The following is a 13,733-nucleotide window of genomic DNA, read 5'->3' as shown; positions in this document are numbered from 1 at the left end:
TGACTGGCTACATCCGTGATTTGCACCCCGGACATAACCAACATGTTTTACTGTGCGAGCACTTTATAACTTGTAAGCTAAAAGACCGAAGTCTTCCGCATCCGCTATCAAGCGCCCACACTTATCGGTTGTTTGTTTGTTAAAGAACTRGYYGCGGTTCGCTTTGCTYACCGCGTCGCTGCGTTTGCTGCAGCAGAGAAACGAGATTATGAAGAACTTTTCAAACTTAATCAAGCATTTTGCGAAATTTCTTTTTCCCGGAAACTTCGCTGACTTCGCCTGATTACTCTCGTTAATCCCCGCAACCATTTTCTGCCRCTCRGTTTGCAGCGGTGTTTCCTGCTGCGGGGGACCGAATACTAAGGGTTTCCCACTAAGCTTGCAAGCTTTTTCTGGGAAATTCGTAAAGTGTTCCCGCAGCCACTCAAGCGAATTGAGTGGCCTGGGGCCAGCCCGGCTACGGAACTCAGACAATCACGCTTTGAGCCGCTTGCAGCGAACCCCAAGTCTGGGCAGCGACACCTTGCCGCACCCMTAGAACCCGGCCACGTTCTCCCGTTTCATACTAAACTTTCAAAACTTTCTAAAAATTCAAAACAGACAAGCATGCATCTCTCGCCCCTGATCCAGCGCTTCGTGCTCCATTTCGGCGAAATGGGCAGCCGCTGGGGTATCAACCGTACAGTCGGACAGATCTACGCCCTGCTGTTCACCGCCTCCCGCCCGCTCAATGCCGACGAGATCGCCGAAGCGCTGGGCTTTTCGCGCTCCAATGTCAGCATCGGCCTGAAGGAGCTGGAGTCGTGGAACCTGGTGAAACTGTCGCATCAGCCAGGAGATCGCCGCGAGTATTTCTCGGCGCCTGACGATGTCTGGGCCATCTTCCGCACGCTGGCCGAGGAACGCCGCCGGCGCGAGATCGATCCGACCCTGTCGATGCTGCGCGAAGTCCAGCTGGAAACCCCGTCCGACCCCAACGACCGCCATGCGCAGGAGCGAATGAAGGAGATGTACCAGCTGATCCTGCTGGTAACGAGCTGGTTCGGCGATATCCAGAAGCTCGACGTGGCCACGCTGGAAAAGCTGATGAAGCTCGGCTCCAAGGTCAACAAGTTGCTGGAAGCGAAAGAAAAATTCAGCATCGCCCTCGGCGGCAAGCCTCGCGCCGATACCGCCCCAGCCAGCGTCGTGAAGGCCAAGYCGACCCGCACCCGGAAGGAGTAGTTCCATGTTCTCGTCGCTCGACCCGGTGGTGCTGGCGCGCGTGCAGTTTGCCGCCAACATCACTTTCCATATCCTGTTTCCCACCATCAGCATCGCCCTGACCTGGGTGCTGCTGTTCTTCAAGCTGCGCTTCAACAAGACCGGCGACGACCGCTGGATGGCCGCCTACCGCTTCTGGGTGAAGATCTTCGCCCTGACCTTTGCGCTGGGGGTGGTCAGCGGCATCACCATGAGTTTCCAGTTCGGCACCAACTGGCCGGGCTATATGGAAACCGTGGGCAATGTGGCCGGGCCGCTGCTGGCCTATGAGGTGCTGACGGCATTCTTTCTGGAGGCCACCTTCCTCGGCATCATGCTGTTCGGCATGCGCCGCGTCAGCAACCGCACGCATACCATCGCCACGCTGCTGGTGGCGGGCGGCACCACCTTGTCGGCCTTCTGGATCCTGGCGCTGAACTCGTGGATGCAAACCCCGGCGGGCTTCGAGATGATCGATGGCCGCGCCCACGTGACGAGCTGGCTGGCGGTGATCTTCAACCCGTCCTTCCCTTACCGTTTCGTCCATATGCTGCTGGCCTCGGGCCTGACCGTGGCTTTCCTGCTGGCTGGCATCTCGGCCTACCGCTGGCTGCGCGGCGACCGCGCGCCGGATGTGCTGTCGTCGCTGCGCACCGGCGTGACCATCGCTGCGGTGCTGATCCCGCTGCAGATCGTGGCGGGCGACCTGCATGGACTTAACACCTTGCACCACCAGCCAGCCAAGATCGCCGCTATGGAAGGCATCTGGAAAACCGAGAAAGGCGCGCCGGCCGTGCTGTTCGGCCTGCCCAATGCAACCACGCGGAACAACGATTTCGAGATCGCCATTCCCAAGCTGGCTTCGATCTACCTGACCCATAGCGCGGATGGCGAGGTCAAAGGCATCGACGCCTTTGGCGACAGGCATCCGCCGGTGGCGCCGCTATTCTTCGCCTTCCGCATCATGGTGGGCGTGGGCCTGCTGATGCTGGCGGTGTCGTGGGTGGCGGCGTGGCAACTGCGCCGTGGCGGCCAGCCCGCGCCGTGGATGGCGCGGGCGCTGGTGGCCATGACCTTCTCCGGCTGGGTGGCCCTGGTGGCCGGCTGGTACGTCACCGAGATCGGCCGCCAGCCTTACCTGGTGTACGGCGTGCTGACCACCGCGCAGGCGGCCTCCAAGGTGCCGGCAGCCATGATCGGCGCCACGCTGGCGATGTATCTCGCGCTCTACCTGGCCCTGATCGCCGCCTATATCTCGGTGGTCTTCTACCTGGCCCGCAAAGCGGGGACCGACGCCAATGCAGGCAAGCCCGGGATCGAACCCCTTCAAGCCGTGGTGCCTGGCGAATTGCGGAGCGCAGAATGAACGACCTGACCCAACCCGCCGGCTGGATGCCGCTGGTATTCCTGGCCCTGATGGGCCTCTCGATGCTGATCTACGTGATCCTGGACGGCTACGACCTGGGCGTTGGCGTGCTGCTGCGCCGCGCGGACGATGCCGACAAGGACACCATGATCGCCTCGATCGGCCCCTTCTGGGACGCCAACGAAACCTGGCTGGTGCTCGGCGTAGGCCTGCTGCTCACGGCGTTCCCCATCGCCCACGGCGCGATCCTGACCCAGCTCTACCTGCCGGTGGCGCTGATGCTGGCGGGGCTGATCATCCGCGGCGTGGCGTTCGACTTCCGCGTGAAGGCGCGCGCCCACCATAAGCCGTGGTGGAACCGCGCGTTCTACGCGGGTTCGCTGCTGGCTGCCTTCTCGCAAGGCCTGATGCTCGGCCTCTATATCACCGGCTTCCAGTACGGCTGGCTCGACATTGCCTTCGCGGTGGTGGTGGGGCTGTGCCTGGTGGCGGGCTACTGCCTGCTGGGCGCGGGCTGGCTGATCATGAAGACCAGCGGCAGCCTGCAGCGGYGCGCCATGTACTGGGCGCGCCGCAGCCTGTGGCTGACCGGCATCGGCGTGGCGGCGATCTCGCTGGTCACGCCGATGGTGAGCCAGCGCATCTTCGACAAATGGTTCTCGCTGCCCAACATCATCCTGCTGGCGCCGATCCCGCTGGTCACGGTGGCACTGTTCGTCATCATCGACCGCCTGCTGCGGCGCATGCCGGCCATGCACGACCGCGGCAACGACCGCTGGTGCTGGGTGCCGTTCGCCGGCACCGCGGTAATCTTCCTGATGGCGTTCAACGGCCTGGCGTACAGCATCTTCCCCTATCTGGTGGTGGACAAGATCGATATCTGGCAAGCTGCGAGCGCACCGGAATCGCTCGGCGTCATCCTGGCCGGCGCGGCGGTCGTGCTGCCCACCATCCTGGGTTACACGCTCTACGCCTACCGTGTTTTCTGGGGCAAGGCGACGGACCTGCATTACTACTGAGCCGTGTGTCATCATTAGGGTCGAATCGACACGCAATCACCAGGCTTTTATGAGCGGCTCGCAAGGCCATCCCCCCGGCATTCCCCCCTCCATGTCCCCGCCCGGCGGCCCTCACCGGCGGCTGCTCGACCGCCTGCGCGCCCGGGCGGGCGCGCAGGTGAGGGGTCTGACCCGGAGCAACTCCGGCCTCAGCCTCGACTATGACAACCCGCCCGGCGACCCCGGCCTGTTCGGCCCGGACGCGGTCTGCTGGCGGGTGCACGCCGATTTTCCGGCGATGCTGGCGGGCGGCGTCAGCGCCCTGCTGATGCAGACCATGCATCCGCTGGCGCTGGCCGGCGTGTGGGATCACTCCACCTTCCGCACCGATATGCAGGGCCGGCTGGGACGCACCGCGCAGTTCATCGCCGGCACCACCTACGGCAGCCGCGCCGATGCGCTGGCGCTCATTGACCGCGTCAGGCGCATTCACGCCGCGGTCAAGGGCACCGCCCCGGACGGACGGCCCTACGCGGCGGACGATCCGGCGCTGCTGACCTGGGTCCATGTGGCCGAGGTGTCGAGCTTCCTGACCGCATACCTGCGCTATGTCGGCCCGCTCTCGCTTGCCGAGCAGGACCGCTATTACGAGGAAGAGGCACGTATCGCCGAACTGCTGGGCGCTACCGAAATACCCCGCAGCACGGCAGCCATCGCCGCTTACCTGGAGCGCATGCGCCCGCAACTGGTCGTGAGCGAGCGCAGCCGCGAAGTGGTAAGGCTGGTGATGGCCATGCCGGTGGCCAGCCCGCTGCTGGTGCCGGCTGTACGCATCATGGCCGACGCGGGCATTGCACTGCTGCCGCACTGGGCCCAGCGCGAGCTTGGCCTGCATGGCGCCACCGCGATCCGCCGGCCGGTTTCGCTGGCCGGCATGCGAGTGCTGGCCCCCACCTTGCGCTGGGCGCTCGGCAGCGGACTGGCGGCGCGCGCGCGGCGGCGGGCGGCAAAGCCCGCGCCCGCGACGCTGACACAGTCGTCCTGAGCTAGTGGCCTGGACGGGCAATGAACTAACAAAGATCAAGAGAAACAGTATGCAGACCATTGCGGTTCTGGATTTTGAGACGACGGGACTGTCACCCAATCAAGGCGACCGGGCTACCGAGATTGCTGTCATTCTGTTGCGTGACGGGCAAATCGTCGACCGCTATCAAAGTTTGATGAACGCGGGCAGGCGCATCCCCTCGCAGGTCGTGAACCTCACCGGCATCACGAACGACATGATTGCATCGGCACCTGCCGCGTCGAAGGTGATGCGAGAAGCGGCCCAGTTCGTCGGCAAGCATCCCGTGGTGGCCCACAACGCGGGTTTCGACCGGAGGTTTTGGCAAGCCGAGCTTGCGCACCTGGGCATGTCGTCCGATCAGTCCTTCGCCTGCACCATGCTCGTTTCGCGGCGCGTCTACCCGCACGCGCAAAACCACAGGTTGTCGACGCTGGTCGACATGCTGCGATTGCCGAAGTCCGGGCGTGCCCACCGTGCGATGGCCGATGCCCAGATGACCTGCCACCTCTGGCACCGTCTGCAGCACGATATCGCCCAGACTTACGGCATGAGCCGTGTGGACTACGAACTCATCACCCGCGTACAGCTCACCAGCAGCGCCAAGGTGCCGGCGTTCCTGCGTTCGCTGGGCGAGGGCCAGGCGCGAGGCGATGTGAGCGGGACCCCGGAAGGAAACCAGTGACTGGCACTGTGCCAAGACATCGCAAGCGAGGGTGCTGGTGCGGCTAGCGGCCGCCGGGTCGTTGATTCTGATCTTCGCAGGGATCCCGCTCGCCAACGCCCTGCACGCGCCCCTGCCCCATTGCGCCTTCAACAAAGAAGGCATGCAACTAACCATTTGCCTGGATGAAAGTGACACGCGCAACATTGTCGACTAGCGCTGCCTGGCGGCGCACCTGCCTTGCACTACCTGGCGCACTGATGATTGGCGATGCCTTCGCGCTGATGCTGATGGGACTGTTCAACTTCGGTGTCGTCCTGCCTCTGGCGATCGGCGCGGCCTTTCTCATGCTGTCATGGCGCTGGGAGACAGTGGCGCAATGGCGCACGGCCAGCCGGCGGCGCCGATGGATCTGGGGGATAGGCCGGGCGGCGTTTGCCGCGTGGCTGGTGACATTGGGGATGTTCTTCTATTTCATAAGCGCCGGCATTTCCGAATCCACGGACGCGGGATCGCCCCCCAAAGCCATCCTCATACTGGGCTCTGGCACACCACATTGCGCCGCATCGCCTACCCTGGCTGCGCGGCTGGACGAAGGCCTGGCGCTGGCACGGCAATGGCCAGCGGCGCGAGTGGTGGTGAGCGGCGGCCAGGACTTCGGACTGCGGTGCAGCGAGGCGGATGTCATGGCGGACTACCTGACCACGCATGGCCTGGCGCCGGACCGCCTGATCCGGGAAGACCGGAGTACCAGCACGGAGGAAAACCTGCTCTTCAGCCGCCGGTTGCTGGAGCAACAAGGCGTGAGCGCCGGCGACCCGCTAGTGCTGGTGACCAGTGATTTTCACCTGATACGCGCGAAGCGGATTGCGCATAAGGCCGGGTTCCGGACCGTGTCAGGCGCAGGGGCCGCTACGCCACTCTATTTGCGATACAACGCCTGGTTGCGCGAGTATTTTGCGTTTATCAGTGGTTGGATATTGCGGGAATACTAGCCCCCCAAAAGAAGGCACGCCGCGCCGGCACGCAAAGAGACTGCGCAGTTCAACCTCGTGGGTTGAACTCGCGCACCCGCCGCCTTCAGGCGGACCCACGCACCCGCAGGTTTTCTCCTTCCCTTGAGGCCGCAATGCGGTCTCTTCCTTCGTTCGCCCCCGCGTAAACCCTCGGGTTGACATCCCCTTGCCGCCTTTATATTCTTTTATGAACATTACGTTCATATTTGAACATATCTACCGGCAAGCGCAGCCGCTATGCAGCGAGGCGCACCCCCCGGGTACATACCAAGGCGACCCCAAAGGAACAAGCACCATGGCTTCAAGGAAAATTGGCATCAACGGCGCCGGCATCGGCGGCCTCGCCGCGGCGATTGCGCTGCGCAAGCTCGGGCAGGATGTCGTGGTGTTCGAGCAGGCCGCGCGCTTTGCGCGGGTCGGCGCGGACATCAACCTCACGCCCAACGCGGTGCGCGCGCTGGATGGCCTGGGCGTGGGCGAAGCGCTGCGCGAGACCGCCGCGCGGCCTACCCACCGCATCAGCCGGGCGTGGAATACCGGCGAGGAAACCTCGCGCCTGGCCATGTCCGACGAGGCGGAGATCCGCTATGGCGCGCCGCAGCTCACCATGCACCGCGGCGACCTGATGACCGCGCTGGAGCGCGCCCTGCCCGCTGCATGCGTCAGGCTCGGCAAGAAGGCGACGGGACTCGAACGGCATGAGGCCGGCGCAACCTTGCGCTTCGCCGACGGCACGCAGGAAGACGTGGATGTGCTGATCGGCGCCGACGGCATCCATTCGGCGGTGCGCACGTCGCTGTTCGGGCCGGAGCATCCGGTCTTCACCGGCGTGGTGGCCTACCGCGCGGTGGTGCCGGCCGAGCGCCTTGCCTCCGTGCCGAACCTGCAAGCCTTTACCAAGTGGTGGGGCCCCGAGGCAACCTCGCAGATCGTGACCTTCCCGCTCAACCGCGGCCGCGAGATCTTTGTCTTCGCCACGGTGGCGCAGGAAGCCTGGCGCAACGAATCCTGGACCACGCCGGGCCGCGTGGAAGACGTGCGCGAGGCCTATGCGGGCTTCCATGCCGAAGCCCGCGCGCTGCTCGATGCCTGCGACGACGTGCTGATCTCCGCGCTGTACGTGCGCGACCCGCTGCCCGCCTGGTCCGCCGGCACGGTCACGCTGCTGGGCGACGCCTGCCACCCGATGATGCCCTTCATGGCGCAAGGCGCCGGCATGGCCATCGAGGACGGCGTGGTACTGGCCCGCTGCCTGGTCGAGGCCGACGGCAAGGACATCCCGGCCGCGCTCGCGCGCTACCAGGCCGCGCGCCACGAGCGCACCAGCCGCATCCAGATCGGCTCGCGCAGCAACGCCTGGCTCAAGGAAGGCGGCAATGCGGACTGGGTGTACGATTACAACGCCTGGCAGGTGCCGCTCAACTAAGCCGTGCGGTACACCRCCACCCCGCCCAACCGGAACCGATGAGCAAGAACCCCAAGCTGAGCCAGCCCGCACCCGCCGCAAACGAGGCCGCCGATGGCGGCGATGACGACAAGACGCAACTGGTCAGCCCGGTGATCCGCGCCCTGCGGCTGCTGCGCTTTATTGCCGAGGGCGGGTCCACCGCCAACCTGAGCGAGGTGGGCCGGCGCATCGACGTGAACCGCGTAACGGTGATGCGCCTGCTTGCCACGCTGGAGCACGAGGGCATGGTGGAGCGGCTGCCGCAGGGCGGCCACCAGGCCGGCTTCGATCTCGTCAAGCTGGCGGCCAAGGTGCTGGCGTCCAAGGACCTCACCGTGTTCGCGCGCAGTGTGCTGGCGGGACTAAGCCAGTCGCTGCAACTGTCGGCATACCTTGGCGTGCTGGATGGCGGTGACGTGCTTTACCTGTTGCGCGACATGCCGCAGACCACGCTGGTCAGCAACATCCAGGTCGGCAGCCGGGTGCCGGCCCACCTCACCACGCCGGGGCGCATGCTGATCGCCGGCCTGCCGGAAGATGCACTGCGCGAGCGCCTGGGTGAAGAACCGCTGGCCATCGTCACCGGGCAGAGCCCGGCCACCTACGCGCGGCTGGGCGACATCCTTGCCGCCGACCGCGAGCGCGGTTGCGCATGGAGCTTCTCCGCGTTCGAGGCCGGCATCGACTCCTGCGCGGCGCCGGTATTCGATGCCAGCGGCGCCACCGTTGCCGCCATCAGCGTGGCCGGCCCGGAACTCCGCTTCGAGCGGGATACCACGCTGCGCGAGCGCGTCGAACGCGAGGTCAAGCGCGCCGCGCGCGAACTGTCCGGCCTGCTTGGCTACGTTGCCGAGCGGCGCCGCTGAGTCACCAGGAGAGCCAAGATGACAACGCCAGCACTTCCCACATTTTTCATCTCGCACGGCGGCGGGCCCTGGCCCTGGATGGAAGAACAAATGGGTGGCCGTTACGACAGACTCAAGACCGCCCTGCAGCAGATGCCGCAATTGGCGGGCGCGGCGCCCAAGGCAGTACTGATGATTTCGGCGCACTGGGAAGAGCCGGACTTCACGATCATGGCCAATCCGAACCCGCCCATGATCTATGACTACTACGGCTTCCCGGACTACACCTACCAGATCCGGTACGCGGCACCAGGCGCGCCGCAACTCGCCGGGCGCGTACTCGGCCTGCTGGAAAGTGCGGGCATTGCCGCCCGGCTCGATCCGCTGCGCGGCTTTGACCACGGCATGTATGCGCCGATGGCCGTCATCTATCCCGGCGCGGAGATGCCGACCGTGCAACTCTCGCTCAAGCGCGGGCTCGACCCGCTCGCGCACCTGGCGCTCGGGCGGGCGCTGGCGCCGCTGCGGCGCGAGGGCATCCTTATCGTCGGCAGCGGGCTGAGCTACCACAACCTGCGCGCGTTCGGCCCCGCGGGGAAGGAGGCGTCGGCAGCATTCGATGCATGGCTTCAGCAAGCACTCACGGCAACAACCCCGGAACAACGCGCCGCGGCGCTGACGGCCTGGGAGAACGCGCCCGCGGCTCGCCAGGCACATCCGCGGGAAGAGCATCTGCTGCCGCTAATGGTGGCGGTCGGCGCGGCCGAAGACGACACAGCCACACGGGTCTATCACGAGGACAACTTCGCCGGCGGCATCACGGTGTCCAGCTTCATGTTCGGGGGAATGCGTCAGTAGGGCCTGGCACGACGGAATGCGGCGCGGGAACTGACCGATGGAGTGAACCTGACTAGAGCGGCCTGTACGATGGCCGCTAGCCGCGGGGAGTGAATTCGGGGAATGAAAACGGATGGTGCCCATGGGCAGGATCGAACTGCCGACCTCTCCCTTACCAAGGGAGTGCTCTACCACTGAGCCACATGGGCAGTTACTGATCGCAAACTGCAACGACTTGCTCTTTTGCCTGATGCAACGGAGCGGGATACGAGACCGGTATTGTCGCCATAACCCATTGATTCTTAAGGAATTTTTCAGCCTCCCGCCGAATCAATGGACTGCATTATGGACTAATCACCCCTGCTCGGCAACCCCTGACAAGCGAAAGTTTCCATGGTATTGCGTTCGCAAAGCCTGGCCCGCAAACGGGCGATCATGCCATCGAGCGTGTGGAGCCTGACCCGGTTCGCTTCGCGATTGCCGATGACACCATGTGGCTCTGGCTGCTTGTTAGCGCTTCAATGCGAAAGGAAGTGGGTTCAGCTGCCGCCGGCGTGTAAACTAGCGGGTTTTTGACTCCGCCGGTATGGTGCAAGTGTCACAGCGCACAAGTTTCAGCGGCCCGACGCTCATTCGTTTGCTTGCACGCCTGACGGACGTCGATGTTCCCGAATCCAGACAATCGCTCTCGGACCGGCTGAGCCAATGGCTCGGCTGGGCCGACGCCATCGAGCTGTCCACGGCCCTGAGCGGCAATCCGCCGGCTGTGGCACCCGGCGCGCGAGCCTTCGGCAGCGCCGAGGAGCGCGATTGCGCACGTGTCCGAACCGCGTTGGCGGATGCCATCGCCGGCGACAGCGCACTCGCCCCCGCCAGGCGGCGCGGACAAGCGCAGCCGCCCGCGCAGGCGGATGCGGTGGATGCGGTAGTGGATTACGCGGTTTATCGTCAGCGTTACCTCTCTCTGCAGCAGGCGATGGAAACGGGCATCGGCAATCTGCGCGGCCGCCTGCGGGCGATGCTGGCCGCCAGTACGCCCGCCATGTCCCGGCTTGCGGTGCTGGATGCCGCCATGGAGCGGGCACTGAGCGCGCGCGAGCGGAGTCTGCTTGCCGCCGTGCCCGCGCTGCTCGAAGGGCACTTCGAGCGTTTGCGCCAGGCCGGGCAGGCGGCGTTGGCCGACGCCCAGGTCCCGGGAGAGCCCGCGGCGGTCACGCCCGGCGCATGGCTGGATGTGTTCCGCAAGGACATGCGGAGCGTGTTGCTTGCCGAACTGGACATTCGTTTTCAACCGGTCGAAGGGCTTCTTGCGGCCCTTCGCTCAAGCTAACCAGGACGCCATGTCCAGATATCTTCTTAATTTCGCCGTCTTTGTGGTGGGTCTGGCCGTCGTGTGCTGGATCGGCGCCGGCTACGCCGGCTCGAACACCTTGGCGCTGGCCGTCACGATGCTGGTCGGCGCCTGCTACCTGGCAGGCGCGCTTGAACTGCGACGCTACCACCAGGCCACTTCCACCCTGGCGCGGGCCGTGGCCGGCCTGTCCGAGCCTCCAGCCAGGCTGGCTGCATGGCTGGAGCAATTGCATCCCAGCCTGCGCAATGCGACGCGCCTGCGCATCGAGGGTGAGCGCGTGGGCCTGCCGGGGCCGGCGCTGACGCCGTATCTTGTGGGCTTGCTGGTGCTGCTGGGCATGCTCGGCACTTTCCTGGGCATGGTGGTCACCCTGAGGGGCACCGGGATGGCGCTGGAAAGCGCAACGGACTTGCAGGCCATCCGCGCTTCGCTGGCCGCGCCGGTCAAGGGTCTGGGATTTGCATTCGGCACCTCGATCGCGGGCGTGGCCACATCCGCCATGCTGGGGCTGCTGTCCACGCTGAGCCGGCGCGAGCGGCTCCAGGCGGCGCAGATGCTGGACGAGAAGATCGCGACGACATTGCGCGTCTACTCGCTGACCCATCAGCGCGAGGAATCCTTCAAGCTCCTGCAGCGGCAGGCCGAGGCAATGCCCAGCCTGGTCGACCGGCTGCAGGCCATGATGGCGGCCATGGAGCAGCACAGCCAAACCTTGCACGAGCGGCAGATCGCCAGCCAGGACGCCTTTCACGGCAAGACCGAGGCCGCGTACACCCGCCTGGCTTCCTCGGTGGAGCAGTCCATGAAGGAAAGCATCGCCGAGAGCTCCCGCGCCGCCGGTGCGGCGCTTCAGCCGGCCGTGGAAGCTTTGATGTCGAGCATCGCGCGGGAGACGGCCTCGTTGAACGACACCGTCACGCAAGCCGTGCAGCGGCAGCTCGACGGGCTGTCGGCCGGGTTCGAGTCCGCGACCACTACCGTGGCGGACATCTGGAACAAGGCGCTGGCGGGGCACCAGCGATCGAGCGAGGCGCTGACGCAGGACTTGCGCACCGCGCTCGATCAGTTCGCCGGCACCTTTGAGCAACGCTCGGCGGGCCTGCTGGAAGGCGTCTCCACCCGCCTGGAAGCCACGGCGGGCAGCATGTCGGAAGCGTGGAACAGCGCGCTGTCCCGGCACGAGCACATCAGCGGGAAACTGGCGGGCGACAATCAAAGCGCCCTGGCGGCGGCCGCGGCGACCTTGGAACAGCAATCGGCGTCGCTGGTGCGCACGGTGGGCCAGTCGCACGCGGACCTGCAGGCGGAACTGGCATCGCGGGACCAGCAGCGGCTGGCGGCCTGGGCCGAAACGCTCGGCTCGATGGCCGCTACGTTGCGCCACGAGTGGGAGCAGGCGGGCGCGCACAACGCGAGCCGGCAGCAGGAAATCTGCGACACGCTGGCGCAAACCGTGCGCGACATCTCGGCCCAGACGCAAGCGCACGCCAGCAACACGGTCGCCGAAATCGACCGGCTCGTGCAAGCCGCGTCCGCGGCCCCCAAGCTGCTGGAAAGCGTCTCCGCGCGCCTGGAAGCCGCGACGGGCGGCGTGTCGGAAGCGTGGAGCAACGCGCTGGCCCAGCACGAGCGCGTCAGCGAGAAACTGGCGGACAACAATCAACAGGCCCTGGCGGCCGCCGCGGCGACCATCGAGCAGCACTCGGCTTCACTGCTGCACACGGTGAACCAGTCGCATGTGGACTTGCAGGCGGAACTGGCAGCGCGGGACCAGCAGCGGCTGGCGGCCTGGACCGAAACGCTCGGTTCGATGGCCGCTGCGCTGCGCCGCGAGTGGGAGCAGGCGGGCACGCACAACGCGAGCCGGCAGCAGGAGATTTGCGACACGCTGGCGCAAACCGCGCGCGACATCTCGGCTCAAACGCACGCACACGCCAACAGCACGCTCACCGAAATCGACCGCCTCGTGCAAGCCGCGTCCGCGGCCCCCAAGCTGCTGGAAGGCGTCTCCGCGCGCCTGGAAGCCGCAACGGGCAGCGTGTCGGAAGCATGGCGCAACGCGCTCTCCCAGCACGAACGCATCAGCGAAAAACTGGCGGGCGACAACCAACACGCGCTGGCGGCGGCCGCGGCTACCCTCGAGCAGCACTCGGCGTCGCTGGTGCGCGCGGTGGGCCAGTCGCACGCGGACCTGCAGGCGGAACTGGCATCGCGGGACCAGCAGCGGCTGGCGRCCTGGACCGAGACGCTCGGTGCGGTGGCTGCCACGCTGCACAAGGAGTGGGAGCTGGCGGGCACGCACAACGCGAGCCGGCAGCAGGAAATCTGCGACACGCTGGCGCAGACCGCGCGCGACATCTCGGCCCAGACGCAGGCGAACGCCAGCGACACCATTGCCGAAATCTCCCGGCTCGTGCAAGCCGCTTCGGAAGCCCCCAAGGCCGCGGCCGACGTCATCGGCGAACTGCGCCAGAAGCTCTCCGACAGCATGGTCCGCGACAACACCATGCTGGAAGAGCGCGGTCGCCTGCTGGAAACGCTGGCAACCCTGCTCGGTGCCGTAAATCATGCCTCCACCGAACAGCGCACGGCTGTCGACGCGCTGGTCGGCACGACGGCGGATCTGCTGGACCGTGTCGGCACCCGGTTCACCGACAAGGTCGAGGCTGAAACCGGGAAGCTGGAAGCCGTCGCGGCACAAGTCACCGGCAGTGCCGTCGAGGTGGCAAGTCTGGGCGAAGCATTCGGTATGGCCGTGCAGTTGTTCGGCGAGTCGAACGACAAGCTGGTGGCCCACCTGCAGCGCATCGAAGCCGCGCTGGACAAGTCCGTCGTGCGTAGTGACGAACAGCTTGCGTATTACGTGGCACAGGCCAGGGAAGTCATCGACCTGAGCATGAT

At 65.6% G+C, this 13,733-nt stretch carries 11 protein-coding genes and 1 tRNA gene; 11 read left to right on the top strand and 1 reads right to left on the bottom strand.

The window, feature by feature from the left end; genetic code table 11:
• Nucleotides 1-606: 606 nt before the first annotated feature.
• From AC1DKD_RS30495 to AC1DKD_RS30455, 9 genes are all read left to right on the top strand, one after another.
• Nucleotides 607-1,224 carry a GbsR/MarR family transcriptional regulator gene (locus AC1DKD_RS30495; protein ID WP_477144085.1) on the top strand — a complete coding sequence of 206 codons (618 nt, stop codon included), beginning with the start codon at nt 607-609 and terminating at the stop codon, nt 1,222-1,224.
• A 4-nt stretch (nt 1,225-1,228) separates the two neighbouring features.
• Nucleotides 1,229-2,608 carry a cytochrome ubiquinol oxidase subunit I gene (locus AC1DKD_RS30490; RefSeq protein WP_441633860.1) on the top strand — a complete coding sequence of 460 codons (1,380 nt, stop codon included), beginning with the start codon at nt 1,229-1,231 and terminating at the stop codon, nt 2,606-2,608.
• On the top strand, nt 2,605-3,627 hold the full coding sequence (locus tag AC1DKD_RS30485; protein WP_477144084.1) for a cytochrome d ubiquinol oxidase subunit II: 1,023 nt from the start codon (nt 2,605-2,607) through the stop codon (nt 3,625-3,627). The genes AC1DKD_RS30490 and AC1DKD_RS30485 overlap by 4 nt, the downstream gene beginning before the upstream one ends.
• Before the next feature lie 91 nt (nt 3,628-3,718).
• Nucleotides 3,719-4,651, top strand: coding sequence for an oxygenase MpaB family protein (locus tag AC1DKD_RS30480; protein WP_441633872.1), 933 nt, complete (start codon nt 3,719-3,721; stop codon nt 4,649-4,651).
• Between the two features lie 49 nt (nt 4,652-4,700).
• The gene (locus AC1DKD_RS30475; RefSeq protein WP_441633856.1) at nt 4,701-5,354 is read left to right on the top strand and encodes a 3'-5' exonuclease; all 654 of its coding nucleotides are present in this window, start codon (nt 4,701-4,703) and stop codon (nt 5,352-5,354) included.
• Nucleotides 5,355-5,593: 239 nt separating this feature from the next.
• Complete coding sequence (locus AC1DKD_RS30470; protein ID WP_441633854.1) at nt 5,594-6,328, top strand: YdcF family protein; 735 nt, start codon at nt 5,594-5,596, stop codon at nt 6,326-6,328.
• A 316-nt stretch (nt 6,329-6,644) separates the two neighbouring features.
• The gene (locus AC1DKD_RS30465; protein ID WP_441633852.1) at nt 6,645-7,775 is read left to right on the top strand and encodes an FAD-dependent monooxygenase; all 1,131 of its coding nucleotides are present in this window, start codon (nt 6,645-6,647) and stop codon (nt 7,773-7,775) included.
• 38 nt (nt 7,776-7,813) lie between these two features.
• A complete protein-coding gene (locus tag AC1DKD_RS30460) occupies nt 7,814-8,662 on the top strand; it encodes an IclR family transcriptional regulator (RefSeq protein WP_441633850.1) in 849 nt (282 codons plus the stop codon).
• Between the two features lie 18 nt (nt 8,663-8,680).
• Nucleotides 8,681-9,499, top strand: a complete 819-nt coding sequence (locus AC1DKD_RS30455) for a DODA-type extradiol aromatic ring-opening family dioxygenase (RefSeq protein WP_441633848.1) — start codon at nt 8,681-8,683, stop codon at nt 9,497-9,499.
• Nucleotides 9,500-9,612: 113 nt separating this feature from the next.
• Here AC1DKD_RS30455 and AC1DKD_RS30450 read toward each other — a convergent pair.
• A tRNA-Thr gene (locus AC1DKD_RS30450) sits at nt 9,613-9,687 on the bottom strand.
• A 377-nt stretch (nt 9,688-10,064) separates the two neighbouring features.
• Between AC1DKD_RS30450 and AC1DKD_RS30445 the strand changes: the two genes are divergently transcribed.
• Nucleotides 10,065-10,808 carry a DUF3348 domain-containing protein gene (locus tag AC1DKD_RS30445; protein ID WP_441633846.1) on the top strand — a complete coding sequence of 248 codons (744 nt, stop codon included), beginning with the start codon at nt 10,065-10,067 and terminating at the stop codon, nt 10,806-10,808.
• A gap of 10 nt (nt 10,809-10,818) precedes the next feature.
• A partial coding sequence (locus AC1DKD_RS30440; protein WP_477144083.1) for a DUF802 domain-containing protein occupies nt 10,819-13,733 on the top strand: 2,915 nt, incomplete at its 3' end.

It is taken from the genome of Cupriavidus sp. 05T313 (assembly GCF_056396665.1).
The sequence above is the reverse complement of the archived record's forward strand: the minus strand, read 5'-3'. Positions and strand labels throughout refer to the sequence as shown.